Origin of the sequence: Flavobacterium sp., assembly GCF_028689845.1 — a bacterium.
Taxonomy (GTDB): domain Bacteria; phylum Bacteroidota; class Bacteroidia; order Flavobacteriales; family Flavobacteriaceae; genus Flavobacterium.
Window position 1 is genome coordinate 83,798 of the sequence record NZ_JAQVCH010000006.1, and the last position, 26,467, is coordinate 110,264.

Below are 26,467 nucleotides of genomic sequence, written 5' to 3' on the forward strand. Positions count from 1 at the left end.
TATAAATAGAAATTAAAATGCTCGAAAAAATCATCGCCTTTAGTCTTAAAAACAAACTGATTGTACTTCTTTTTACAGCTGGTATTTTTGGCTTCGGAATATATTCTGTTTTTCAAATTTCGATAGGAGCCGTTCCCGATGTAACCAACAATCAAGTTCAAGTTATTACTACTTCTCAAAATCTTTCTACACAAGATATTGAGCAATATATTACCTATCCAGTCGAATTGGAAATGGCTAATTTACCTGGAGTAGTAGAAATTCGTTCTATTTCAAAGTTCGGTTTGTCAGTAGTGACCATCGTTTTTAATGAAGAAATTGGAACTTACTTACCAAGACAATTAATTGCAGAAAAAATTAAATCGGCATCCGAGAAAATTCCAGCTGGTTTTGGGACACCCGAAATGGGACCAATTACAACGGGTTTAGGCGAAATTTACCAATATACGTTAGAAGTAAAACCGGAATATAAAGACGAATATTCAGTTACTGATTTAAGAACCATACAAGATTGGGTTGTGAAACGCCAATTGTCTGGTATAAAAGGAGTTGTGGAAGTGAATACGTGGGGTGGATTTTTGAAACAATATGAAATTGCACTCACACCTTCTTCGTTAAAAGCAATGAATATTTCAATTAGCGAGGTACTTACAGCTTTAGAGAAAAATAATAGTATTGCAGGCGGTGCATATATCGAAAAAACCAATCAGAGTTATTTTATTCGGGGAGAAGGAAAAGTAAAATCGATTGACGATATCAATACTATTGTTGTTAAAAACATAAATGGCAATCCAATTTATATTAAAAATATTGCCAAGGTACGTTATGGGGTTGCTAACCGTTTTGGAGCAATCACCGGAAATGGAGAAGGTGAAAAAGTTTTAGGCCAAGTCATGATGCTTAAAGGAGGAAACTCCAAACAGGTTATTGATGATGTGAAAACGCGAGTAGCAGAAATAGAAAAAACCTTGCCAAAAGGGGTTTATATCAATGGCTTTTTAGAGCGAAGTGAATTAGTTGGAAAAACGACATTTACCGTCGCTGAAAATCTGATTTTAGGCTGTTTGATTGTCATTTTTGTGGTAGTTTTATTATTAGGAAATTGGCGTTCTGGATTAGTCGTTGCTTCCGTCATTCCGTTGTGTTTATTATTTGCTATTTCTTTTATGAACATTTTCGGAATTGATGCGAATTTAATGAGTTTAGGAGCTATTGATTTCGGAATTATTATTGATGGAGCCGTTATTATAGTAGAATTCATCGCTTTTCAAATCGCCCAAAAATCGAAACACTTATTTGGCTTATCTAAAGAAGAACGACGAGTACAAATGGATGAAATCACTTATAAAAGTGCTTCACGCATGATGAACTCAGCCATTTTTGGGCAATTAATTATTTTAATTGTATTTATTCCCATTTTATCACTTACAGGGGTAGAGGGAAAGATGTTTAAACCGATGGCGTTAACGTTTAGTTTTGCATTAATAGGAGCAATGTTGTTATGTTTTACCTATGTTCCAGTGGTTTCTTCTTTGTTTTTAAAACCAACAATCGAAAACCCTAACTCGATTTCCAATAAATTAATCCGTAAATTAAATTCATGGTATTTACCATCTATCACTTGGGCAATTTCGAATACTAAAAAGGTTTTGTTCGGTGCTTTAGGCTTGTTACTACTAGCTATTGGCTTGTTTGCCACAATGGGAGGCGAATTTATTCCGACCTTGGATGAGGGTGATTTTGTAATTCAACCGGTTTTAAAAACAGGAACTTCCTTAACCAAAACAATAGCAATAACCACTGAAATTGAGCAAGTTATTTTGAAAAATTTCCCTGAAGTTTCTCAAGTCGTAAGCAGGATTGGAGCAGCAGAAGTGCCAACTGACCCGATGAGTATGGAAGAAAGCGATGTTATTGTTAAACTAAAACCAAAATCGCAATGGGTTTCAGCCAAATCCAAAGATGAATTGGCCGATAAAATAAAAGAAGCGATTGAGCAGAAAATTCCAAATATGGAACTCGAATTTACACAACCTATCGAAATGCGTTTCAACGAATTAATTTCTGGAACTCGTTCTGACGTAGCCGTAAAAGTTTTTGGTGATGATTTAGATATCTTAGCTCGAAAAGCGGATGAAATTGCCAAAGCGATTAAAAATGTAGAGGGAGCATCAGATATTATTATTGAAAAAACAGAAGGTTTACCACAAATGGCGGTCACCTATGATCGAATGAAAATTGCACAATTTGGTATGAATATAGCCGATTTAAATGATGTTTTATCGTTAGCTTTTGCAGGAAAAATTGTGGGAACCGTTTTTGAAGGTGAAAAACGATTTGACATGGTTGTTCGGTTAGATAAAGAAAACCGAACCGATATTCAGGATATTGAAAATTTATATGTGTCAACTCCAACTGGAGAGCAAATTCCGTTACAAGAATTAGCTAAAATTGAATACACTACGGGTCCAGCTAAAATTTCAAGAGACGATACGAACCGAAGAATTGTGGTGGGTATTAATGTTAGAAACCGCGATTTACAAAGTGTGGTTGATGATATTCAGAAGATTGTGGATACACAAATAAAAATGCCAACGGGTTATCGCGTTACATATGGCGGACAATTTGAAAACCTTGAAAGTGCTAAAGCTCGTTTACTTATTGCCGTTCCGATTGCTTTAGTGTTGATCTTCTTCTTATTATATTTTGCTTTTGGCTCGATAAGAGAAGCGTTAATGGTTTATTCTGCTATTCCTTTATCTGCGGTTGGAGGCGTTTTATTTTTATGGCTTCGCGATTTGCCTTTTAGTATTTCAGCCGGTGTCGGATTCATTGCTCTTTTTGGAATTGCTGTTTTAAACGGAATCGTTTTAATCGAACATTTTAAAGAATTAAAACACCAAGGAATGAAAGACATCAACGAATTAATTTTAAAAGGCACCACCGATCGATTACGCCCTGTTTTATTAACGGCCGCCGCCGCCGCATTAGGGTTTTTACCCATGGCTATTTCGACTTCGGCTGGTGCAGAAGTGCAAAGACCTTTGGCTACAGTTGTTATTGGGGGTTTATTTACTGCCACAATTTTAACCATGCTGGTTTTACCCGTTTTATATAAACTGTTAGATACGAAAGAATTCAAAAAAGCGAAATTCAAAAAACATCAAGCTGGAACGTATATCATTTTATTGTTTTTATCAACGAGCATTGGATTTTCTCAAAATGGAAATGGAGAACTCGATAGTTTAATCGCAAAAGGAATAGAAAATAACAAAAATGTTAAAGCGTTACAATTGCAAGTCGACCAAGCTAAAGCAACCATCAATACGGCCTATTCTTTTGATAAAACATCGATTTACTACAACTATGATCAAAATAATTTAGCGTCAAATAATGAGCCCTTAAAAGTGTTTGGAGTACAACAAAATTTTGCATTTCCAACCGTTTATGGAGCACATAAAAATGTACTTCAATCAGAATATGATAAAGAAGTTTCAAACTTAGCTCTACAAAAAAATCAAGTAGCACATTCGATAGCATCGGTGTATAATCAAATTGTGTTTTTGCAACATCAGCAAAAATTATATATCTATTTGGATAGTTTGTATCAAAATTTTTCAAAAGCAAGTGATAGACGATTTGAATTAGGAGAAACTAATTATCTTGAAAAAATAACGGCACAAGCAAAATTCCGTCAGATTAACACAAAATTAATTCAACTAGAAAAAGATAAAAAAGGGTTTTATGAAAAACTTCAATCGATAGTTCAAAGTGAGGAGAAAATAGTAGTTAAAAACACCGAACTTAAAGAAGCAATCAATTTGAGTGCTACTAACAATAAAGAACTTTATTCTTCTTATTATGAGAATATTACCGAAATTTATAAAAAACAAATTGCCTTTCAGAAACAGCAAGCGTTACCTGATTTGAATGTAGAATATTTTCAAGGAAATAATTCGGGTTTATCTTCCTCTTTATATGGTTTTCAAGTAGGGGTTTCAATACCTTTATTTTATAATGGAAATGTGGCCAAAAATAGAGTAGCTAAATTAGCTTTACAAAGCTGGGAAAGCCAAAAAGAAAATGAAATGCTAAAATTGGATGCCTACCTAGCACAACAGCATCAAACCTTAGAAAAGTACCAAGATGGCATTACGTACTATAATCTATACGGTAAAAAATTAGCTGAAGAAATTTTTAAAGTTGCGGATAGGAGTTATAAACAGGGAGAAATTGACTTTTTCCAATACATTATGAGCTTAGAAAATGCAACTTCAATTCAGATGGATTATTTAGAAACACTTTTACAATACAACTTAACGCAATTAAATTTGCAGTATATAAACTTAGAATAAAAATGAAAAAAATAGTATACTTATTACTTCTTGGAACCGGATTAATTGCTTGTAAAAAAGAAGCTACAGCGGAAGCTATTTCTAAAAATGAAGACGAAATTACGGTTTCTAAAGAACAATTTCAAACCATGGAAATGGAAATTGGTTCTCCTCTAGAAAAGGAGTTTAATTTTACTGTAAAAGCAACAGGTAAAATTGACGTTCCACCAGCAAACAAAGTTAAAATAACTACTTTCTTAGGCGGATATATTAAATCAACCCATTTATTAATTGGTGATAAAGTTAAAAAAGGCCAAGCTTTGGTTACTCTTGAAAACACGGAGTTTATTGATATGCAAAAAGAGTATCTTGAAGTAGCCGAACAAATCAGTTATTTAAAATCAGAATTTGAAAGACAAAAAACCCTGTATGATGAAAAAATAGCTTCCCAAAAAAACTATTTAAAAGCGGAGAGTGATTATAAACGAGCGAATGGAATGTACCAAAGTTTGAAAAAGAAATTGGAATTAGTAAATATTTCTCCTACTCAAGTTCAAAAAGGAAATTTATCTTCAACCATCACGATTTATGCTCCCATCGCTGGCGATGTAACAGTGATGAATGCTTCTATTGGCATGTTTATGGCTCCATCCGATATTATTTTGGAATTGGTAGACACGAATCATTTACTAATTGAATTAGCCGTTTTTGAAAAAGATATTTTACATATAAAAGAAGGTCAAACTATTTTATTTACCGTTCCGCAAGCATCAAAAGATGAATTTAAAGCCAAAGTAGTATTGGTTGGCAAATCGATAGAAGGAAACAATAGAACGATTATGGTTCATGGACAATTAGATGAAGCAATCAAACAACGTTTATTAACCGGAATGTTTGTAGAAGCAAAAATTTTAACAGAAACCAAAAAAGGGTTGGGTATCCCAACTGATGCCTTGATAACGGAGAATGATAAAAATTATGTACTTTTAGTAAAATCAAAAACAAACACGGGGTATGTTTTTGAAAAAGTAGCGGTTCAAGTTGGCGAATCGTCAGCACAATTTATAGAAATAATAGAAAATAGTAAAGTGAATAAAAACTCAAAAATTCTTACAAAAGGAGTTTTTGATATTAATTAAAAACGATAGAAATCATGAACGACGCACATTTACACATGGTAGTAAATCATTTTCCAATTATTGGGTCAATTTTTGGATTAGGGGTTTTAATTGCAGGCTTATTTTATAAAAATAATGTCATAAAAAATGTTGCTTATGTACTCTTTGTAGTGGCCGCTATTTTTGCGGGATTAAGCATGGCAACGGGAGAAGGAGCAGAGCATATGGTGGAAGATTTTCCCGAGATTGGACATGCTATTATTCATGAGCATGAAGAAATGGCAGAAAAACTAGCAATCGTTTTGTATGCCTTAGGTTTAGTGTCTTTGATTGGTTTGTTTTTGAATTTTAAAAACCATGCTAAAGCAAAATTCATCTCCTATCTAGCGTTTATTATTGCAATTTTAGCAGTGATTTTAGGAATAGAAACCGGAACTACAGGTGGTGAAATTCGACACACTGAAATTCGAGATAATTACATTAAAACAGAATCATTAAAGGTAGATGACGAACATTAACTATTAAATCACTACGAAAAGCACTAGTAGATTTGTTATTGCTTACTTTTAAATTAAAGATATTTAATAAGTTACCCTTCATTTGAAATGTCAAAAACAAATCCAATGAAGGGTTTAAAATAAAAAATTTTGGCTTATAAACGAAAAGTTAATCCACTTTTCTCATTTCCTTCCATTGCTGGTCTTGAAAGACAGAGGAAGGGTCGAAATTAGGATTGTCACTCATAATAAAACTACTGCCATCACTGCGACTCCAAGCATGATTATAGCCAGATACTAATTCAACTTTTCCAGTGGCATCACTATAATTTTCAACCTCACGAATGGTTTTAATAAAATTGGTATGCATTCGGTCTTGCGATTGTTGTTTGGCTTCCCAACTGCGCATATTGGCATCCATGGCATTTAAATTTTGTTGTCCTTTATTAATTATATCTCTACCCATTTGTGCCGTTTGGTCATCTATCATTTTGATTTTTCCTAAGTGAATGATGTGATTTTGCATACGAACTTTTTCCCAGAAATCATCTACACTTTCTTTCCAAGCGGTATTGGTTCTAATACTTCCCATCATTACAGCCAGCATATTTGTCGCTTTTTCTTTTTCTCCCACAGGATATTTAAAAACGATTCTTTCTGTAATAAAAGTAATATAGTTTTTGGCAGAAGTGCCATCATATTGATTAAAAACAGTTGTTTCACCAATCATAACTCCGCATATAATAAGTGCTTCTTCTTTGTCAGACCATCTTACGGTACCAGTAATGCAAGAAGTATAATTTTGTATTTGTCCTAGATTATACTGCATCATTTTTAACCGATTTTTTTCTGCTTTTTCTGCTAATATTTGTTGGGCTTTCTGGTTTTCTTTTACTTCAATTATTTGTGGATTTCCTAATTCATTTGGTACAAAAACTTTTTTAAAATAATTCATGGCATTCATGGGCTGGGCATAGTTACAGCTTTGCGTATGCTGTTGTTGTCTGGCAAATTGATCTAACTGTGGATCTTCAAAATAAGACCAAAGAACGTCAGGCATCATTTCAAAGCTATACTTTCCGTCTGGAGAAACAGATTTTATACTTACATAATTGCCTGCACAAGATGTACCAGGAGCATTCCAAAGTATATCACCGCTAAACTTCCAGTTGCTCGGAGTCAAAATACTATAGGCTTCAACAGGTTTAGAGAAACCAATTTTATCCAAAACTCGTGCTCTTTTGAATTCTACATAATCTTTTCCTGATACAAAATTTGAAGCGATGTTCTTTGATTTTGGCTGACTCGTGTTTTTTGTAGCGTTACTGTTTTGTCCATTACAACTTGTTAATGTCAACGTTGATAGGCCCAGAATAAGGTAAAAGAATTTAATTTTCATAAGTTATCGATTTTACTATTTTGTGTTTTAAAGAACTTTACTTTCTAAAGCATTTATTATTTGTGCAAAAGTGTTTAAACTAAAAAAGCACAAAATAATATATGATCATAGTGGTTTCATAATTCTTTGATTAAAGGTTATACCCTTACATCGAAATAGAATTAAGATGTCATCACATTATTTTAACTTTTTTTACGAAAAATAAAAATTACAATAAGAATAGCAATTGCCGTTAAAAACCAATATAAGAAATTGGTGGAAGAAGAGAGTTCAATGGGTGCAACATCGCCAATTAACACTAAGCCTGCCCAATATTGTGGATGAATGGTTCGGCCTTCCGCAGTAGCGATATAATCTAGTTTGGCTTGTTGCAAGGCTTTGTCTTTTGCCCAACCTTTTTTCAAGTAGTTATAAAAAGATTCAATAATTGTGGCACTTGATTGTTCGTCAATTTTCCAAAGACTGGTCAAAATACTCTCGCTACCCGCATAATTGAAAGCATGGGCTAACGAAATCATTCCTTCGCCAGCTTGATAGGTAGGTTTGCCTGTTTCACAAGCGGTTAATATAGCAAGATTAGAAGATAAATTGGTGTTGTATATTTCGTAGGTGTATAAATAATTATCTTCGGTAGTAGTTGAATCTATAGATTTTGCAAAAACCAAACGCGATAATTCTGGCGAAACATTATTGGATTCAGCATGCGTTCCGATATGAATGATTTTATGTTCTTTGGCCTTATTCTTAAAGAGTTTCTCGGTTGAATTTTCATTTAAAAAAGAATTTCCGCCAAATAACCGAGCCGATTCTTTTGCTAAATCTTTTGTGAAAGGTTGCGATAAAAGTGTTAAGTAAGTTTTGTCTAATTGCAACGAGTCTTTAATAGAAATTTGATAATCGGATTTCATTTTGTCATTGAATTCAGGAACAAAAGCGACAAAATTTTCTTGATAACCAACCGTTTGACTTTCTTTATGAATTAAAAATAAACTGTAATTATAGGAAATAATATATTTTGAGAGCAAACTCGTTGTTGCCATTTCTTTATAGTTTGACACTACTTTTGGGGTGAGCATTTCAAAATTTAAATTGAATAAATCGCGGTCCGGAATAATGACTACATGTTTGGTTTTGATGTGTTGTTCAAAAGGCTTCCACAAACTAGTATATAAGGTGTTCAACGTTTTAAAGTTGTTTTTGAATAACGATTTTTCATCTTGTAATTGATTGATATTTGCAACAACAGTAGATGGATTGAGTTTGAAAAGTTGGGTATTATTTTTCGAAATTAAAACAGCATACAATTCTTTTTCGGCATAAATATAACGAACTACTGTAGTGTTTTTAGGAAGTTTTTGTTCAACATCTTTTACCGATTGCGTGATAGTTGCAAAACGGAGTTGGTAGTATTTTGGATAATTTTTTTTGAGATTTTCTAAATAGGTTGTCCACTGCGAATTGGCTTTTATAAAACCTTCCATGTTGCCCGATTTCGTAAGCGATGCTTTAATTGATTGCTTTATGTGTTGTTCTTCTTGGATGATTTTTTTTGGAACATTGGCATAAACCATCGATGACCGGGAGTTTAATCGGGAACGAATGCGGTTATATAAAATCGATTCGTGTAAACTTATCACTTCGTTGAGGTAGCTCTTGTTTTTCGTTTTAGTATAGAGTTCTAGGGCTAATTGCTTTGCAAAAATAAATAAATTCGAGTTGTTCTCAATTAGAATAGAAACATTGTTTTCTTCACCCACCATTTTTTTTTGCTTTTCTAAAATCACAATGGCTTCTTTCACTTCGGCGAAAGTTTTTTTCAAAAAAGTAAGTTCATTTTTATTTTTCGGAAGTTGGTAGGCCGCTTGTGTTTTTAATAAAATCGTTTCGGGTTGGTAAAGGATAAATGAAGAAGAATTTGTGTTTCCTATTTGATTTACTGCAGTTGATTCAACTAACGCAGTGGTTGCCATGGCTTTGTTTAAGGCCGTTTCATAATCACCTAAATCATAGTAGATTTTACCTAAATTCAAAGCTTGTTGAATTTCAAATGAAGTGGTTGATTCTTGGTTTTCTTTGAGATAGGCATACGCTTTTTGAGCCATTTGAAGAGCTTTGTCTTTTTCTTGATTTTGGGCATAAAAACGAGAAGCTTTTATACTGAAATCTAAATATAATTCGTCATACGAACCTTCATAAGCGGCAATATATAATTGCTCTGCTTGGTCATAATAGATTTTGGCTTGTGTTTTTTTACCCTGCTCGTCATATAATAATGCTTTAGAATAATGAGCATCTGCATTCCAATAATTCGGACCCGATTCTACGCTTTTAAGGTGAGCAATGGCGTTGTTTAAAAATATTTCTGCCCGAGCATATTCTTTTAGAGCTAGATAAATTTGTCCTAATAAAACCTTCGATTTATACAGTTCCGGATTAGTGGCATTAAAATGTTTTTGTTTTTCTTTATAAGCATATTCTAGTAATTCTTTTGCTTTTCCAAAATCGCCCATTTCTTTATAAATACCAGCATAATTATCAATGGCTGTGTATAAAAACTCTTGTGCTCCTTCTCTTTTTTGATCCGAAGCATCCGATTTTAAAAATAAGTTGAGGTAATTAATGGTTTTTTTCATGGCTTCCAAAGCCTTTTCCAAATCACCTTGTACTTCATAAATGGCTGCTAAATTATTATGCAATATTGCTTGTCTATAATAGGAATTCAACGGATTAACCTCCATTAACTGCAGTGTTTTGCCAGCTTTTTGATAGTACAAAACTGCACTGTCGATTTTTGATTCAAACCACATGGTTCCTCCTAAAATGTTATAAATCACATAAAGGTTTTTCTTTTCAGTTTTCGGATACGACTCGAAGAGTTTTAAAGCGTTCTTGGCATGTTTAATACTAATTGAAATAGCTCCTTTTCTATTGGCTAAAACCGATAAATTACTTTCTATTAAACCAAAATGCTCTGGCGTTGCTTCTTTCCATTTTTTGGTATATTCTAATGCTTTGATATCTGAATCATAGGCGTTTTGAGAATCACCAATAAATTCATAATACATGGCTAGATTTAAATGAGCTTGCCGTAAAATCTTTACTGAATCCGTTCCCGTGGTGATGGTTTGTACCAATTGTTTGGCAAGTTGCGTAGCAATAGTTTGATTTTGTAATTGCTGCTCAATTTTGCCAGTATAATAGATATAATCGGTAAGTAAAAAATAGCTTTTTTGATTTTTTAAAAGAGAAATGTTCTTTTTGGTAAACGCTTGTGCTTCAGTATATTTTTGATGTTGTAAAAGACCGTCTAACTGTTTTAAATTCGCTGTATGCGAGTTCTGGGACCGAGAAATCAAGCTGAGACCCAAGAATAAATAAAGCATGTAAAGTTTAGCGTTTAACATGACTTTAGTTTAATTTTTTTAGCAGTTTTTTACTGTTTTCAAACGAACTTTTCTTCAAAAAGCGAATGGCTTCTTCTTGATTGTTCTTTTTTAAATAGGCTAAACCTAAATAGTAATTAGCATCTTCTTGAAAAACACTAGTGGTATTTTCGGAAGATTTTAATAAATAGGGGATAGCTTGATCAATTTGTTTATCTGCCAAGTAGGCGACACCTAAAAAGTAGGCAAGTGTATCATTATTAGGTGTTTTTGCTTCTAATTTTTTCCATTTTAGAATCGCCGTTTTATAATCTCCGCGTTTGTAAATTACCATGGCATCATAAAAAGAATAATCGGCTGTAGTGCTCATAGTTGTTGGCAAACCTGGATCAGGTTTAAAATAGTCGTTAAACATTTTTTCGTTGGATGAACCATTATAAATCCAAAAACTTCCTGAAGCGGCAATGATAATAATCGCAGCTGCAATAGTTCTAAAATTTAAAAACCGAACTTTAGAAGACGGTATTTCGGCCACCATCTGAATTGGTAAATCTTCATGAAACTCTTCCATTTTTTCTTGTAGAGCTTGCGTTTCAATACCTACTAATAATGTTTTGACATCTTCTACTTCTTGTTTGAAACCAGCATCTTGACTTAGTTTTGTTTCAAAGTTCTCTTGTTCGTTTTTTGACATCGAACCGTTATAATAACGTTCAATAGTTTCCAAAAATTCTGGTGTCATGTTGTCTTTCTCTTTCAATTTATTTTTATGATTTAGGGGATAAAACCATTTTTCTTAGCTTTTCCATGCAACGGTATTTATTGTTCCGTGCTGTGGTTTCTTCAATTTGTAATTCTTTTGCAATAACCCGCAATGACTTTTTATCAAAATAAAAGGCAGTCAACAATTGTTTGCATGGTTGCCCCATCATTTTAAAAAGAGTCATTGTTTTCTCTAATTTCTGACTGAAAAAATCTTGTTCTTCAGCTTCATTTTGGTCTGCATTTTTTTGATAAAGTGTATGCTCATTTTCAATCAACGTAGTTTTTTTAAAACGGGAAGAATTGATTAAATCTAACCATTTGTTTTTAGCAATTTGATATAAATAACCTTGTAAAGCGGTTTCGTTTTGAGGAACAAAAGAATCATTCTTAACGTTTTTCCAAACCGCTATAAACGCTTCTTGATAAATATCTTTGGCATGATCTTTTGAACCACTATTCTTCATAACCATCTGTTCTACTTTATAATAGTTAGCTGTATAAAGTGATTTTAAAGCTCTTGAATCGTTAGACTTAATCGCCTTAACTAAGGCCAATTGCGAATCTATTTCTTGCGTTTCTTTCATGAATTTGTTAAAATACATGAGAAATATACAATTAATTCAAATCACTTCAAATAATAGCACTATGAAATGCTCAATTTAAACGACAAACTACGATGCTTTAAACTTCATTCAATTATAACTACATCGAAAGAACAACAAAAATGTCATCAATATTTAAATTTTATTTCTTCAAATTTTAGAGAAGAGGAGTTATTTCTGATTTAATACGAGGTACAATCCAAGCCACAATTTGAAATTTTTATTAAAAAGGAAATTATATGAAATGATTTTTAATACAATTCAATTTTATCAAGGACTAACTTAAAGCTTTCCTTTTTTTTATTGGCAATTAAAAATGTAATTTCCTCAAGTGTATCTTTATGAAAATTTGGCATTTGCAATTTCTGACCCCGAAAAGAAGGATACAGATCACTAAGTAAAATTTCGATTTTTTGCCATTCTCCAGAGGTAGAAAAAGTGGTGATATAGGAGTAATAGGAATTAGCTTTGTCTTTGATTCGAAATTGATAGTCTTTACCATCACCTTTTAAAGTGAGCACAATTTTACTTTCAGCATTAACTTGAAGTGGCTCAAATCCATGGCGAACAGACGAAAAACCGCCATTGTTTTCAAGTGAAATATTTCCTTCAAAAACGCCATTTTTTTCTTTATTTAGCGAAAATTTTCCAGCAGAAACGCCGCCCATCACACCATCATCAACAATAATCCAATTTTCGATTCCAGTTGATTCTGAAAAATTAAAAATAACTTTCGGATAAGCAATATGCATAAGCAGTTGATTAAGTGGTAATTTATAAAGACTTTAATGTAAAATTACTTAAAATTATAATCATTTCCATTTATAATTGTTTTTTGATTTCTACTCCATTCACTCCATGAACCTACATAGAGTTTAGGAATATCCAATCCTGCATAAGCGATAGCTAATATCGTATGACAAGCGGTAACACCAGAGCCACAATGGATGATAATATTTTCAGGTTTAATTGTTCCCATTACTTTTTCATATTTCTTTTTTAGTATGGCTGGAGCTAAAAACAAGCCATTTTCATCTAAATTTTCGGCAAAAGGAATATTTATCGAACCCGGAATATGGCCCGCAATTAAATCAATGGGTTCATTTTTACCTCGATACCGACTGTTTTCTCGTACATCAATAACACGATAAAAATTATTTTGTGAATTTTTTTCAACCTCTTCCATTTTAGCAATAGGCCACTTCCAATTTTTAACTTTTTGCAATTCGGTTTGTTTTGTAATTTCTGTTTTTGAACTTACTGGAAAATTATATTTTTCTGCTTCTTGAATACCACCATTAAGTACTTGAACTTTCTCATGTCCAACAGCTTTAAGCATCCACCAAAATCTTGCAGCCGCGTTTGAACCATTTTTATCATCGTAAATAACAACGTGACTAGCGGGAGAAATCCCAAGTTTGGCAATGGTTTGAGTAAAAATCTCAACTTTTGGTAAAGGATGCCTTCCGCCATTTTTGAAATCTGAATCAATTGTGGCTAATTGAGAGTTTAAATCAACAAAAATTGCTGTGTCCAAATGCTTTTTTTGATAATCTTGTTTAGAATTTTGCCCATTACGGGCATCAACAAGGAGTAACTCTTTAGTTTGGTATAATTTTAATAACTCCTTGGCGTGGATTATTGGTGCTATTTTTTGATTCATCAATTCTTGTTTTCTTTTATTAAAATGGCGTATACAAAGATACGTTTTGTTCCTTATTGCTTCTTAAAACAGTTTAAAAAAGTACAATAAAACAAGGTTGAATTTTGTATCTTTAAGCCAAACAAAAAATATACTATGAACAAAGAATTTAATCCTCGCTTTATTCCAATTTTTATTGGGATAATTTTTTTACTAATCTTTATGTACAAATCGACTACAACCATTGGCTCCGGAGAAGCAGGAGTGCTTTATAAAACATTTGATGGTGGTGTTGTAACAGACGAACCGCCTTTGGGAGAGGGTTTTCATATCGTTGCTCCTTGGAATAAAGTGTTTATTTATGAAGTGCGGCAACAAGAATTAGCAGAACAAATGCAAGTGTTATCTTCAAACGGATTGGAAATCAAATTAGATGCGACGGCTTGGTTTCATCCACAATATGAAAATACAGGAAAATTGCATCAGGAAAAAGGCGAAAATTACATCGACCGTGTGATTCGTCCCGCCATTCGTTCTGCCGCCAGAAGTGTGGTGGGAAGATATACGCCAGAACAATTATATTCTACTAAACGCGATGCAATTCAAGATGAAATTTTTGATGAAACTAAAAAAATTCTTGAAAAACAATTTATTCAATTAAACGAAATTTTAGTCCGTGATGTAACCTTGCCAAGCACAATTAAAACGGCTATTGAAACTAAATTAAAACAGGAACAAGAAAGTTTAGAATATGAATTTCGTTTGATAAAAGCTCAAAAAGAAGCGGAACGTCAGCGAATTGACGCGGAAGGTAAAGCAAGAGCCAATCAGATTTTAAGTGCTTCTTTGACCGATAAAATTTTGCAAGAAAAAGGGATACAAGCAACTATCGAATTATCAAAATCGGCCAATTCTAAAGTAATTGTTATCGGCTCCGGAAAAGATGGGATGCCTATTATTTTAGGAAATCAATAAAATAATTTTAACGGTGTTTTAATTCTTTTTTCTAAATTAGCCTTTCAATAATTCATTATGAAAATTCAAAAATCCATTGCAGTTGTAAGTAGTATTTTACTATTTTCAACGCTATCTTGTGAACAAAAAAATATGCAAGCACAAACTGAAACTGCCGATTCATTAACAGAAAAAAAAGTAGTTGTTTATCAGGTTTTTACGCGTCTATTTGGCAATCAAAACACCACTAACAAGCCGTGGGGAACCATCGAAGAGAATGGTGTTGGAAAATTTAATGATTTTACGGATAAAGCCTTGCAAGAAATTAAAGATTTGGGCGTCACACACATTTGGTATACGGGTGTTCCGCATCATGCCTTAGTGAATGATTACACGCAATACGGCATTTCAAATGATGATCCAGATGTAGTGAAAGGAAGAGCCGGTTCGCCTTATGCCGTGAAAGATTACTATAATGTCAACCCCGATTTAGCCGTAGACCCAGCCAAACGTTTGGAAGAGTTTGAAGCCTTAATCCAAAGAACACATAAAAACGGTTTAAAAGTGGTTATCGATATTGTTCCAAATCATATTGCTCGTCATTATGAAGGAAAAACGAATCCGAAAGGCGTAACCGATTTTGGTGCAGAAGATGATAAAACGGTTGAATATAAACGAAATAACAATTTTTATTATATTCCGAATTCCAAATTTGAAGTCCCAACCGATGCAAATTATAAACCGCTTGGTGGCGAAAAACATCCGTTAAGCGATGGAAAGTTTGAAGAAATTCCAGCCAAATGGACCGGAAATGGTTCGCGTTTAGCAAAACCCGATAGCAATGATTGGTATGAAACCGTAAAAATTAATTACGGAATTAAACCTGATGGTTCGAAGGATTTTCCAACTTTGCCAGAAGGTTTTGACCAAAAAGATTATCAAGCCCATGCCGAATTTTGGAAAGACAAAGACGTTCCTTCCTCATGGAAAAAATTTAGAGACATCACGTTGTATTGGATTGAAAAAGGCGTTGATGGTTTTCGTTATGATATGGCCGAAATGGTTCCTGTTGAATTTTGGAGTTATATGAATTCAGCAATCAAAATGAAAAATCCGAAAGCTTTTTTATTAGCAGAAGTTTATAATCCAGCCGAGTACCGCAATTACATTCGATTGGGAAAAATGGACTATTTGTACGATAAAGTACAATTATATGATACCTTGAAAAATATCGTTCAAGGTCGCGGTTTACCAAAACATTTAACTGGAATTCAATCTGATTTAAAAGACATTGAGCACCATATGCTTCACTTTTTAGATAATCATGATGAACAACGTTTGGCAAGTCCTGAATTTGCTGGCGATGCCCGAAAAGGTAAACCCTTAATGGTCGTTTCTGCTACGATGAGTTCGTCGCCAACGATGATTTATTTCGGACAAGAAGTGGGCGAGCCTGGTGCGATTGATGGTGGATTTGGAAAACCATCACGGACTTCTATTTTTGATTATGTTGGAGTTCCGAACCATCAACGTTGGATGAATGGCGGCAAATTTGATGGCGGTCAACTGACCGCTTCTGAAAAAGAATTGCGTGATTTCTATAAACGATTACTCAATTTTACCATTCAAAGCAAAGCCTTAATGGGCGATTTTGCTTCGTTACAGGAAGCAAATTTAGAAGCAAATGCGGGGTATGATTTTGGGTTGTATTCTTTTGCACGATGGAATGAAAATGACAAACTGATTATTGTTTCTAATTTTAATCAAAATACGGCGGTGAACTGCCCAGTAATGATTCCAGCAGAAATTGTAAAACGCATGAATCTAAAGGATGGGAAGTATAATTTAAAAGATGCTCTGTACGGAAAAAATAAGTCCGTTTTAACCATTGTAAATGGCGTTGGAAAGTTTGAATTAGTCATTCAACCCGGAGAAAGTTTTATTTTTCAGGTTCCCAACTAATTGAAGTAATGAATTAAAAGAAATAGGCGTTTGTAATTCATTCGCCTATTTTTTTAAAATTAAGATAGGTTTAAGGCAAACCGCTGTAAAACAACGACAGAAGCAATTAAAAAAGATTTATCTTTGTAAAAAAAATAGTTTGATGAATACGACCGAAAAAGAAACCCAACTCGAACATTATTTTAAATCATTTCGTGAAAATATTATCGGAATTAATCAAAACTTCGATTCACCTTTCGGACAACAACCTATTATTTACACCGATTGGACTGCCAGTGGCCGTTTATATCGACCCATCGAAGAAAAATTAATCAATCAGTTTGGTCCTTTTGTAGCCAATACACATACCGAAACAACGATATCTGGAACGGCAATGACAATGGCTTATCATCATGCTCGATCGATTATCAAAAAACATGTCAATGCCAATAGTAATGATGTTTTAATTACAGACGGAACCGGAATGACGGGTGTTGTCAATAAATTTCAACGTATTTTGGGACTTCGAATTCCTGAAAACTTAAAAGAATTCACCTCTATTCCCGAAGCGTTAAAACCCATTGTATTTATTTCGCACATGGAGCATCATTCTAATCAAACCTCTTGGCTAGAAACTATTGCTGATGTGGTAGTTATTCCTGCCAATGACCAAGGATTATTTTGTTTAGATAATTTTCAAGAATTGTTAGCCGAATACGAAGACCGCGTTTTTAAAATTGCTTCTATCACTTCTTGTTCTAATGTTACAGGAATCCGAACTCCTTATCACGAAGTAGCAAAAATTATGCACCAAAATAAAGGGGTTTGTTTTGTGGATTTTGCGTGTTCTGGCCCGTATGTTCATATTGATATGCATCCTGAAGATTCTGAAAGTTATTTAGATGCTATTTTCTTTTCGCCACATAAATTTTTGGGCGGACCTGGAACTACAGGTGTTTTAGTATTTAATCAGAATCTATATAAAAATAATGTACCTGATTGTCCGGGTGGCGGAACAGTTTCTTGGACAAATCCGTGGGGCGAACATAAATATATCGACAACATTGAAGACCGTGAAGATGGCGGAACACCAGGCTTTTTACAAGTAATTAAAACCGCTTTGGCCATTCAATTGAAGGAACAAATGGGCGTTGATAATATTTTAAAACGGGAACACGAATTGGTTGCCTATGTTTTTGAAGAATTGGGTTCTATTGAAAACATACATATTTTAGCCGCAGAACACCAAGACCGTTTAGGCGTAATTTCGTTTTATATTGATGAATTACATTTTAATTTAGGAGTAAAAATGCTAAATGACCGTTTTGGTATACAAACGCGTGGTGGTTGTAGTTGTGCTGGAACATACGGTCATTTTCTGTTGCATGTAGACCAGCAAACGTCACAGGATTTAGTATCGCAAATTTCGTTAGGCGATTTACTTCTAAAACCGGGATGGATTCGAATGTCTATTCACCCTACAACGACTTCGGAAGAAATTCAATATGTTTGTGAAAGCATTAAACAATTGGCCGCAAATCATCAAACATGGAGTAAAGACTATGATTACGATGGAAAAACAAATAATTTCCGTCATCACGCTGATTTAGTTCCTGAAAAAGAAATGGTTATGAATTGGTTTTTATAGTGAAATTTTAGTATTTCAAGAATAAATTTTACTATTAAAAAATAAATTAATCTTATAAACAACTCAAAATAAGAGAATTAAAAGGGTTATCGTCTGTGTTTCCAACGTTTATGCGTCCACAAATAATATTCTGGTGCTTCTTTGATTTGTTCTTCCACTTTTTGAATAAACGAATGCGTTAATTCAAAGTCTGGCACACTTTTCGGGTTGTACGAAAGAACTTCAAACCGACATTCATAATAACCTCTTTTTACTTTTTGAATCCGCATGTACATCACATTCATGTCAAATTTCTTAGCAAGCATTTCAGCTCCGGTTTGCAATGGCGTTTCAATCCCAAAAAAAGTACCCCAATTAATGGCTCTTGATGCTTTTGGTGATTGGTCACTTGCAAATCCATAGATGCTTTGAATTCCTCTCAAATAGTTAGATTCAATTGTTGGAATAGTTTCTTTAGTGTTTATCAAATTTGCTCCAAATTTCTGACGAATATCACGGACTAATTTATCAAAATAAACATTTGCAATTTTTTTATAGATAGCATACCCTTTAACACTCAACTTGTTGTTGATAGAAACTGACCATTCATAACTAGCATAATGACTAGTTAATAACGCGATACTTTTTCCGTCTCGCTCCATTTCTTTTAACACATCAAGATTAGGAAGCACAAAATGTTCATCCATTTCTTCTTTAGAAATTGTTAGCGTTTTAATCATCTCCAGAAATAAATCACATAAATGATGGTAAAATTTCTTTTCAATTGCTGTTCGTTCCAAAGCAGATTTTTCAGGAAAGGCAATCAGTAAATTTTCACGAACTGTTTTCTTCCGGTAACCAATAACATGATAGATTAGAAGATAAATAAAGTCTGAAAAAAGATATAATACGCGAAATGGAAGAATTGAAATCAACCAAAGAAAGGGATAAGCTATTATGAAAACGAGAAACTGCATTTCTAAAATTTTCACAAATATACGGCAATTTCCATTTATGCCATTTGGTTTAACAAAAGCTACTGAAACTTTACTATTTTTACCAAAATTAAATAACAGCCATGAATTTTGCCTTAATTATTTTGATTGCAGCCAATGTTTTAATTAGTTTTAAAGCTTTGGAAGACCAACTTTTTTTTAGAAAATATGAATTTCATATTGGTAGTATTCGAGCAGGGGAGCACTTACGCATGTTAACTTCTGCTTTTTTACATGTGGATATTGCCCATTTAGCGTTTAATATGTTGACCTTGTACTTTTTTGCACCAGTGGTTTCTAATTATTTGGGCGATGGTTCTTTTTTGCTAATTTATTTTGGAAGTTTACTTTGTGGTAGTTTATTAACGCTTCAATTTCACAAAGAAGAATATAGTTATCGAGCTGTTGGGGCTTCGGGAGCGGTGACAGGTATTTTATATGCGGCTATTTTGTTGCAACCTGGCATGGATTTATACCTCTTTTTTATACCGATTCCAATTCCAGCTTATTTATTTGGAATTGGTTATTTGTTGTATTCTATTTATGGAATGAAATCACGCAAAGATAATATTGGTCATACAGCACATTTTGGGGGAGCAATAGGCGGCTATTTAATTACCATATTTAAAGAACCACAATTGTTAACAGAAAATACCTTGATGGTCATTTTATTGGCGATTCCTATCATTATACTTTTTATAATGGCAAAAATGGGAAAGATTTAGATGTTCTGGCATGATAATTGAAAAATTCAGTTTAAAATAATTTACATGAAAAATTCTATTCTTATTCTTTTTGCTTTGGCCATGACAGTTACTCAAGCTCAAGAATCCAAAATTATTCCACAAATAACCGTTTCTGGCGAGGGAAAAATTAGTGTTATGCCCGATAGAGCCGTACTTAAATTTGGAATTCAGAATTCAGGAAAAGAAGCTTCGGAAGTTAAAAATCTTAACGATGAAACAGTAGATAAAGTACTGAAATACATTAAAAAATTTGGTATTGCGACCACTGATTATAAAACAACGCAAGTGAGTTTGCGTAAAGAATATGATTATGAAAAGAAGAAACATTTCTACAAAGCGGTTCAGTCTATTCAAATCACTTTAAAAGACTTAACTAAATATGACGAATTGATGGCGGGCTTAGTGGAAACCGGAATTAATAATATTGATAATGTTGAATTTAAATCTTCTAAGATAGAAGAACATCAATCAAATGCTCGCAAATTAGCTATTCAAGATGCCAAGAAAAAAGCAGAAGATTATGTATCCGTTTTAAATCAAAAAGTAGGCAAAGCAATTATGATTACAGATAATTCGCAACCTATTTATCCACCGATGTATAAAAATGTAGTTTATGCGGCAATGGCTTCTGATGCTGGTTCTGCACGAGAAACTGTTGCAATAGGCGAAATTGAAATTATAACGAATGTAAACGTAAGTTTTTTGTTGGAATAGGAAATGCTTAAAAAATTACTCTTCTTTAAGTAATTTTTTCAAATGCTCACTATCCCAGGCATGGTCGCTGGCCGAGAAATTTAAATACAAATCATTTTTCAAGAGTTGTTCTTGCATTTCCAATTCGTCTTTAATGGTCGCTAAATAAGCCATTTTATCATGTCTTTTAGCCGCTAACTTGCGTATGGCCGCTTCATCATATTTGATAAATCGCTGCCCTTGTCTTGTGGCAGAATATTTTCGATGTCCCAATTGAGTTAATGCATCTACTCCTAAATGTACCGCTGTATAAAGAGTTTCTCGATAAATTTTATCAACGCCATGGTCAATTAATTCATAGGCATCAACGCGATTTCGAGCTCGAGTAAGTATTTTTAGGTCCGGAAAATGTTTGCGAAGTAACTCAACTACGCTTAAATTAATTTCTGGATTATCGATAGCTGCAATAAAAATCTTAGCATTTTCTGCTCCAGCGGCTTTTAATAATTCTAACCGAGTTGCATCACCATAATATACTTTGAACCCCATTTTACGCAATAAATCAACCCGTTCAGAATCATGATCTAAAATGGTTGCACTTACGCCATTTGCTTTGAGCAGGCGTCCAATGGTACTTCCAAAATGACCAAAACCGGCAATGATTACTTCGTTGTTTTCATCAATCACGTCATGTGGTTTTTTTACTTTTTCTTTTACACCAAAATACGGAGCAATCCACCGTTCATTCATCAATAATAAAAATGGGGTTGCCAACATACTTAACGCAATAATAGCCATGACTTGATTTCCTAATTTACTTGGAAGGATATTTAATTGGGTCGAGAAACTTAAAATTACAAAACCAAACTCACCTGCTTGACTTAATCCAAAAGAAAACAGAAAGTTATGATCCATTCTTTTTTTATAAATCTTTCCAATTAAGAAAAGAACTGAGAATTTGATTAGTGTTAAACAAGCTACGAAAATTAAAATAAAAGCTGGGTCTTCTAAAATTAATTTAAAATTAATGGAAGCTCCAACCCCTATAAAAAATAAACCTAATAATAATCCTTTAAACGGAGCAATATCACCTTCTAATTCATGTCTAAATTCAGAGTTTGCCAAAACGACTCCTGCCATAAAAGCACCTAAGGCTGGACTTAAACCAACTAATTGCATCAAATAGGAAACAGCCATTACTAGTAAAAGTGCAGAAGCAGTAAACAGTTCTTGTAAGCGTGTTTTTGCGACAATATGCAACAAAGGCACCACTATATAGCGGCCTGCAAAATAAACTGCAACAATGGCAGATATAACAATAAGTGCTTGTGTCCAACCTGCAAAATCATGAATTAAGGAGGTTCTAAATTCGTCAGTCACCACGGCTCGCTCGGTTATTAACAAAGGAATCATGGCTAAAATTGGAATGACGGCTATATCTTGGAATAAAAGTATCGAAAAAGAAGAACGTCCCATGGAAGTTTGTGATAATCCTTTTTCTTTTAAACTTTGTAATACAATGGCAGTTGACGAAAGGGAAAGTGCTAAAGCAATAACCAAATTAGTTTGCCAATTCAAATCCATAAAAACAGATGAAAATAGAAAAAGTAAGAAAGTTGTTCCAATTAATTGAATAGAACCCATTCCTAAAATGAACTTTCGCATTTTCCAGAATTTATAAGGGTCTAATTCGAGTCCGATTAAAAACAACATCATCACTACACCAAATTCGGCAAAATGCATGATGTCTTCTCCTTCTGAACCAATCATTCCTAACACAAATGGTCCAATGACAATTCCCGCAAACAAATATCCTAAAATGGAGCTTAAGCCTAATTTTTTGGCAATAGGTACGCAAATTACCGCAGAAGCTAAATAAAGAATGGCTTGTACAAAAAATCCGTTATCCATTGATTAAAGTTTTAGTGTTAAACCAATCATTAAGATAATGATGCGTATTTATTTCTTTCACATCAATTTCAGCAACTATTAAATATTGTAATAACTGTTTATATTGTTTGCTGTAAAAGTCAATTTCTTCTGAAGAAATACTATGTGTTCCATGAATAACAAATGGTGGCAAATAATGCATTTTGCAAACCTTTGCTGTTTGATTAAACGGTTCTAATAAATCTGGAATGGTATATCGATCGCGTCCTGTTGCACAATAATTTTCTTTTTTTCCACCAGTAGTAATAAATTGAATCAGTTTTTTATCTTTTAAAAAATTGCCTTTTTTGCCATAAGCCCAATTGTATTCTAAGACTAAATCAATCCACTGTTTAAGAATAGGCGGGCAACTGTACCAATACAGCGGATGTTGCCAAATGATAATGTCGTGAGCTTCAAGCAATTTTTGTTCTCTTTTGACATCTATATCAAACTCAGGATATTCTTCATATAAATCATGAAATGTGATAAAGGTTGATTTTGGGATATGTTGAACTAATGCTTGATTGATTAATGATCTTTCAAACATAGGGTGGGCAAATAGAATTAAGATTTTAGTTGGCGTCATGGTTTAAAACTACATCTTTTTTTTTAAAAAATAAGTTTTTTTTTCATTAAATCATGAATTAAATTCCAACATAATTGGAGGGAGTGATTTGAAGTAATTCTGTTTTTATAGTTTCTGATATAGCTAAAGAATGAATAAATTCATGTATTGTCTTCTTATTCATTTGTTCATTTGTACGTGTTAATCCTTTTAATGCTTCATACGGATTGGGATAAGCTTCACGGCGTAAAATAGTCTGAATAGCTTCAGCAACTACAGCCCAATTACGTTCTAAATCTTCTTCTAATTTTGAAACATTTAAAAGTAATTTATTTAATCCTTTTAAAGTCGCTTCAAAACCAATTAAGGTATGACCAATGGGCACACCAATGTTTCTAAGCACGGTGCTATCGGTTAAATCTCGTTGTAATCGAGATAAGGGTAATTTGGCAGAAAGATGTTCAAAAATAGCATTTGCCATCCCTAGATTTCCTTCAGAATTTTCAAAATCTATTGGATTAACTTTGTGTGGCATGGCAGAAGAGCCAATTTCACCCGCTTTAATTTTTTGCTTAAAATAATCCATCGAAACATAGGTCCAAACATCTCTATCTAAGTCGATTAAAATAGTATTTATGCGTTTTAAGCAATCAAAAAATGCGGCCATGTGGTCATAATGTTCCACTTGGGTGGTGGGATAGGAATGGTGTAAGCCCAACGTTTCTTCTACAAAAGCAGTTCCAAATTTTTTCCAATCTATTTGTGGATAAGCTACTTGATGGGCATTATAATTTCCGGTTGCTCCACCAAATTTTGCAGCAAAAGGAATATTGAATAATTGTCGTAATTGCTCTTCTAATCGTTCTACAAAGACACCAAATTCTTTGCCTAATCGAGTAGGGGAAGCGGGTTGTCCGTGCGTTCGAGCCAGCATCGGAATAGCTGCCCATTCTACACTTAACTCTTTTAGTTTAGAAACAACACTAATTAATAATGGCAAATATACTTTTTCAAAGCTTTCTTTCATCGAGAGCGGAATCGCCGTATTATTTACGTCTTGTGAAGTCAATCCGAAATGAATAAATTCTTTATATTTTTCTAACCCAACTTTGTCAAAGGCATCTTTAATGAAATATTCAACTGCTTTAACATCGTGATTTGTTGTTTTTTCAATTTCTTTGATAGCCAAAGCATCGGATGTGGTGAATTGGGTGTAAATTGATCTTAAATCCTGAAAAATTGCAACATCAACGTCTTTTAGTTGCGGCAGCGGAAGTTCACAAAGAGCAATAAAATATTCAATTTCTACGCGAACACGGTAGCGAATTAAAGCTTCTTCTGAAAAAAAGGAAGCTAGTGAAACTGTTTTATTTCGATACCTGCCGTCAATTGGCGAAATGGCGTTTAATTCGTTTAAAGTAGTCATGAGTAGTGTTGTTTTATGCGGCAAAGATAGTTTTTAAAAGCTAAAAGGTGAAATCAAAATAGAAGTTATTCGCTTATTTTAAAGGAATTCCTTTAAACGATTTTGTACAATTTTTAAACCTTCTGAACCGATATGGGGTATTATTTCTAAGGTATTGGCTAAGTCTAAAACGGGAGCAGGTTTTGGGTCTATATAAAAAATAGGAATTTCAGGTTGGGTATAATGCATCAAACTTGCCGCAGGATAAACTTGTAAAGACGTTCCCACCACAATGAAAATAGCGGCTTGTTCGGCTAAATTGATGGCTTCTTCCATGGCAGGAACAGCTTCTCCAAACCAAACAATATGCGGACGCATGGGAAAACCATTCAAATCAAAATGATGTGCATGTAAATCCTTTTCCCAATCTAATAGGTAAGAATCATCGTTCGTGCTTCTCGCTTTTAAGAGTTCGCCATGTAAGTGTAAAACCTTTGTACTTCCTGCTTTTTCATGGAGATTATCAACATTTTGCGTGATAATGTGTACGTCAAAATCGCGTTCTAATTCGGCTAAAATTAAATGACTACGATTGGGTTGGACGCTAATTAGTTGTTGCCGACGTTTATTGTAAAAATCAAGTACCAAACTCGGATTTTTTTTCCATCCTAAAGGTGAAGCTACTTCCATAATATCATGTCCTTCCCAAAGTCCGTCAGCATCTCTAAACGTATTGATGCCACTTTCTGCACTAATCCCAGCTCCTGTTAAAACAACTACTTTTTTCATTTAAACTTTACCAAGCGTGTATAGTTGTTCTAAAGTTGGACTTGCACTTCCGCCAGCGGGTTCGAGTGTGATGCCAAAAGCTTCTGCTTCGATTACATTTTGTAATGGGAAAATCAAGCTTTTATTATTCGAATAATTATCTAATAAACCTATACTTAAAGGTGTTAACGGATTTAATTTGAGAGCCCAAACTTGATACACCATTCCTTCTGGAGGTTCAGGTAAACCGGCTCCATCAACATAAACAATATGCGTTTCTTGGTTCCAATAAACTTTTGCTATAGCTGTTGGTGAAACTTCTTGTCCCACTAAAGGAACAACTGTATTTTTAGTATCTCGAACTAACGCTAATAAATCTTCATTAATCTGGTTTTTTGACTGTAAAGCAGTATATTCTTTATTGAGTTTTATGTTTTCGGTATTGATTTTAGCAATGGTAGAAGTTTTTGTAACATCCTCTTGATAATAATAAATTGTACCGGCTAAAAATAGAACGGCAGCTGCCCAACCAAGGTAATTACTCAGCTTATTTTGTGATTTTACTTCAGCTTGAATCGGAATTACTTTTGGCTGTGTTTCAAAAATCTGTTGTTTAATAATTTCATAGTTTTTTCCCGAAAGGCGAGGGGAAACACTTCCAGACAATGAAATGAGTGATTTTTCAATAGCAATAATTTCTTCGCGAATGACAGCAAACTGTTGAGCCATTTTATTTACTTCTTCTATTTCAGAAGCATTTAAACAGCCATAAACATAGAGTTCTAGAATGCCGGAATCAATATATTCTTGTGTGCTCATGATACTACTTGTAATAACGTTCTTAATTCTTGAATGCAATTTCGATTTTGCGTTTTAACAGTTCCTAACGGAATATCGAGTTCGTCAGATGCTTCTTGTTGTGTAAAACCTTTGAAGAATAATAAATCAATAATTTTAATGCATTTTGGCTTGAGTTTTTTGACGAATTCCTGAATACCAATCATATCAATTTTATTATTCATTCCTGCTGAATGATCTAATAGATGTACGAAATTATCTGTAGTGAGGTTTTTTAGATTATTATTATAACCCTTAGAACGC

General features: G+C 33.6%; 21 protein-coding genes. 8 read left to right on the forward strand and 13 right to left on the reverse strand.

What is annotated here, in order from left to right; translation table 11 throughout:
* The first annotated feature begins 17 nt into the window (after positions 1–17).
* Genes PHR76_RS04155 through PHR76_RS04165 form a run of 3 tightly spaced genes read left to right on the forward strand, consistent with a single transcriptional unit; the run spans position 18 to position 5,970 of the window.
* Positions 18–4,355, forward strand: a complete 4,338-nt coding sequence (locus PHR76_RS04155) for a CusA/CzcA family heavy metal efflux RND transporter (protein ID WP_300058863.1) — start codon at positions 18–20, stop codon at positions 4,353–4,355.
* Between the two features lie 2 nt (positions 4,356–4,357).
* A complete protein-coding gene (locus PHR76_RS04160) occupies positions 4,358–5,473 on the forward strand; it encodes an efflux RND transporter periplasmic adaptor subunit (protein ID WP_300058865.1) in 1,116 nt (371 codons plus the stop codon).
* Positions 5,474–5,487: 14 nt separating this feature from the next.
* On the forward strand, positions 5,488–5,970 hold the full coding sequence (locus PHR76_RS04165) for a hypothetical protein (RefSeq protein WP_300058867.1): 483 nt from the start codon (positions 5,488–5,490) through the stop codon (positions 5,968–5,970).
* A 148-nt stretch (positions 5,971–6,118) separates the two neighbouring features.
* On the opposite strand, the gene PHR76_RS04170 is transcribed toward PHR76_RS04165, so the two are convergent.
* The 6 genes from PHR76_RS04170 to PHR76_RS04195 form a co-directional block, all read right to left on the reverse strand.
* Positions 6,119–7,348, reverse strand: coding sequence for a hypothetical protein (locus PHR76_RS04170; protein WP_300058869.1), 1,230 nt, complete (start codon positions 7,346–7,348; stop codon positions 6,119–6,121).
* A gap of 182 nt (positions 7,349–7,530) precedes the next feature.
* Positions 7,531–10,752 carry a CHAT domain-containing protein gene (locus PHR76_RS04175; protein ID WP_300058871.1) on the reverse strand — a complete coding sequence of 1,074 codons (3,222 nt, stop codon included), beginning with the start codon at positions 10,750–10,752 and terminating at the stop codon, positions 7,531–7,533.
* A gap of 4 nt (positions 10,753–10,756) precedes the next feature.
* Positions 10,757–11,491, reverse strand: a complete 735-nt coding sequence (locus PHR76_RS04180; RefSeq protein WP_300058873.1) for a tetratricopeptide repeat protein — start codon at positions 11,489–11,491, stop codon at positions 10,757–10,759.
* Between the two features lie 7 nt (positions 11,492–11,498).
* Complete coding sequence (locus tag PHR76_RS04185; protein ID WP_300058876.1) at positions 11,499–12,080, reverse strand: sigma-70 family RNA polymerase sigma factor; 582 nt, start codon at positions 12,078–12,080, stop codon at positions 11,499–11,501.
* A gap of 269 nt (positions 12,081–12,349) precedes the next feature.
* Entirely contained in the window at positions 12,350–12,850 is a 501-nt protein-coding gene (locus PHR76_RS04190; RefSeq protein WP_300058878.1) for a CIA30 family protein, read from the reverse strand.
* Positions 12,851–12,894: 44 nt separating this feature from the next.
* Positions 12,895–13,761 carry a sulfurtransferase gene (locus PHR76_RS04195; RefSeq protein ID WP_300058880.1) on the reverse strand — a complete coding sequence of 289 codons (867 nt, stop codon included), beginning with the start codon at positions 13,759–13,761 and terminating at the stop codon, positions 12,895–12,897.
* Positions 13,762–13,896: 135 nt separating this feature from the next.
* On the opposite strand from PHR76_RS04195, the gene PHR76_RS04200 reads away from it, so the two are divergent.
* The 3 genes from PHR76_RS04200 (at position 13,897) to PHR76_RS04210 (ending at position 18,283) form a co-directional block, all read left to right on the forward strand.
* Positions 13,897–14,715 (forward strand): prohibitin family protein, encoded by an 819-nt coding sequence (locus tag PHR76_RS04200; RefSeq protein ID WP_300058882.1) that lies wholly within the window; start codon positions 13,897–13,899, stop codon positions 14,713–14,715.
* Between the two features lie 57 nt (positions 14,716–14,772).
* Positions 14,773–16,656 (forward strand): alpha-amylase family protein, encoded by a 1,884-nt coding sequence (locus PHR76_RS04205; protein WP_300058884.1) that lies wholly within the window; start codon positions 14,773–14,775, stop codon positions 16,654–16,656.
* Positions 16,657–16,798: 142 nt separating this feature from the next.
* Positions 16,799–18,283, forward strand: a complete 1,485-nt coding sequence (locus PHR76_RS04210) for an aminotransferase class V-fold PLP-dependent enzyme (protein WP_300058886.1) — start codon at positions 16,799–16,801, stop codon at positions 18,281–18,283.
* Positions 18,284–18,369: 86 nt separating this feature from the next.
* Here PHR76_RS04210 and PHR76_RS04215 read toward each other — a convergent pair whose 3' ends face one another.
* Complete coding sequence (locus PHR76_RS04215; protein WP_300058888.1) at positions 18,370–19,239, reverse strand: lysophospholipid acyltransferase family protein; 870 nt, start codon at positions 19,237–19,239, stop codon at positions 18,370–18,372.
* Between the two features lie 101 nt (positions 19,240–19,340).
* On the opposite strand from PHR76_RS04215, the gene PHR76_RS04220 reads away from it, so the two are divergent.
* Both PHR76_RS04220 and PHR76_RS04225 read left to right on the forward strand, forming a co-directional pair.
* Positions 19,341–19,982, forward strand: coding sequence for a rhomboid family intramembrane serine protease (locus PHR76_RS04220; RefSeq protein WP_300058890.1), 642 nt, complete (start codon positions 19,341–19,343; stop codon positions 19,980–19,982).
* Positions 19,983–20,027: 45 nt separating this feature from the next.
* The gene (locus tag PHR76_RS04225; RefSeq protein WP_300058892.1) at positions 20,028–20,717 is read left to right on the forward strand and encodes an SIMPL domain-containing protein; all 690 of its coding nucleotides are present in this window, start codon (positions 20,028–20,030) and stop codon (positions 20,715–20,717) included.
* A gap of 15 nt (positions 20,718–20,732) precedes the next feature.
* Here PHR76_RS04225 and PHR76_RS04230 read toward each other — a convergent pair whose 3' ends face one another.
* The 6 genes from PHR76_RS04230 to PHR76_RS04255 form a co-directional block, all read right to left on the reverse strand.
* Entirely contained in the window at positions 20,733–22,607 is a 1,875-nt protein-coding gene (locus PHR76_RS04230; protein ID WP_300058894.1) for a monovalent cation:proton antiporter-2 (CPA2) family protein, read from the reverse strand.
* On the reverse strand, positions 22,600–23,214 hold the full coding sequence (locus PHR76_RS04235) for an NAD(P)H-dependent oxidoreductase (protein ID WP_300058896.1): 615 nt from the start codon (positions 23,212–23,214) through the stop codon (positions 22,600–22,602). The genes PHR76_RS04230 and PHR76_RS04235 overlap by 8 nt, the downstream gene beginning before the upstream one ends.
* Positions 23,215–23,272: 58 nt before the next feature.
* Positions 23,273–24,619, reverse strand: coding sequence for an adenylosuccinate lyase (gene purB / locus PHR76_RS04240; RefSeq protein WP_300058898.1), 1,347 nt, complete (start codon positions 24,617–24,619; stop codon positions 23,273–23,275).
* Positions 24,620–24,697: 78 nt separating this feature from the next.
* A complete protein-coding gene (locus tag PHR76_RS04245) occupies positions 24,698–25,387 on the reverse strand; it encodes an NAD-dependent deacylase (RefSeq protein WP_300058900.1) in 690 nt (229 codons plus the stop codon).
* Positions 25,388–26,185, reverse strand: a complete 798-nt coding sequence (locus PHR76_RS04250) for an anti-sigma factor (protein ID WP_300058902.1) — start codon at positions 26,183–26,185, stop codon at positions 25,388–25,390.
* On the reverse strand, positions 26,182–26,467 hold a 286-nt coding region (locus tag PHR76_RS04255), incomplete at its 5' end, for a sigma factor-like helix-turn-helix DNA-binding protein (RefSeq protein WP_300058904.1). The genes PHR76_RS04255 and PHR76_RS04250, both read right to left, overlap by 4 nt.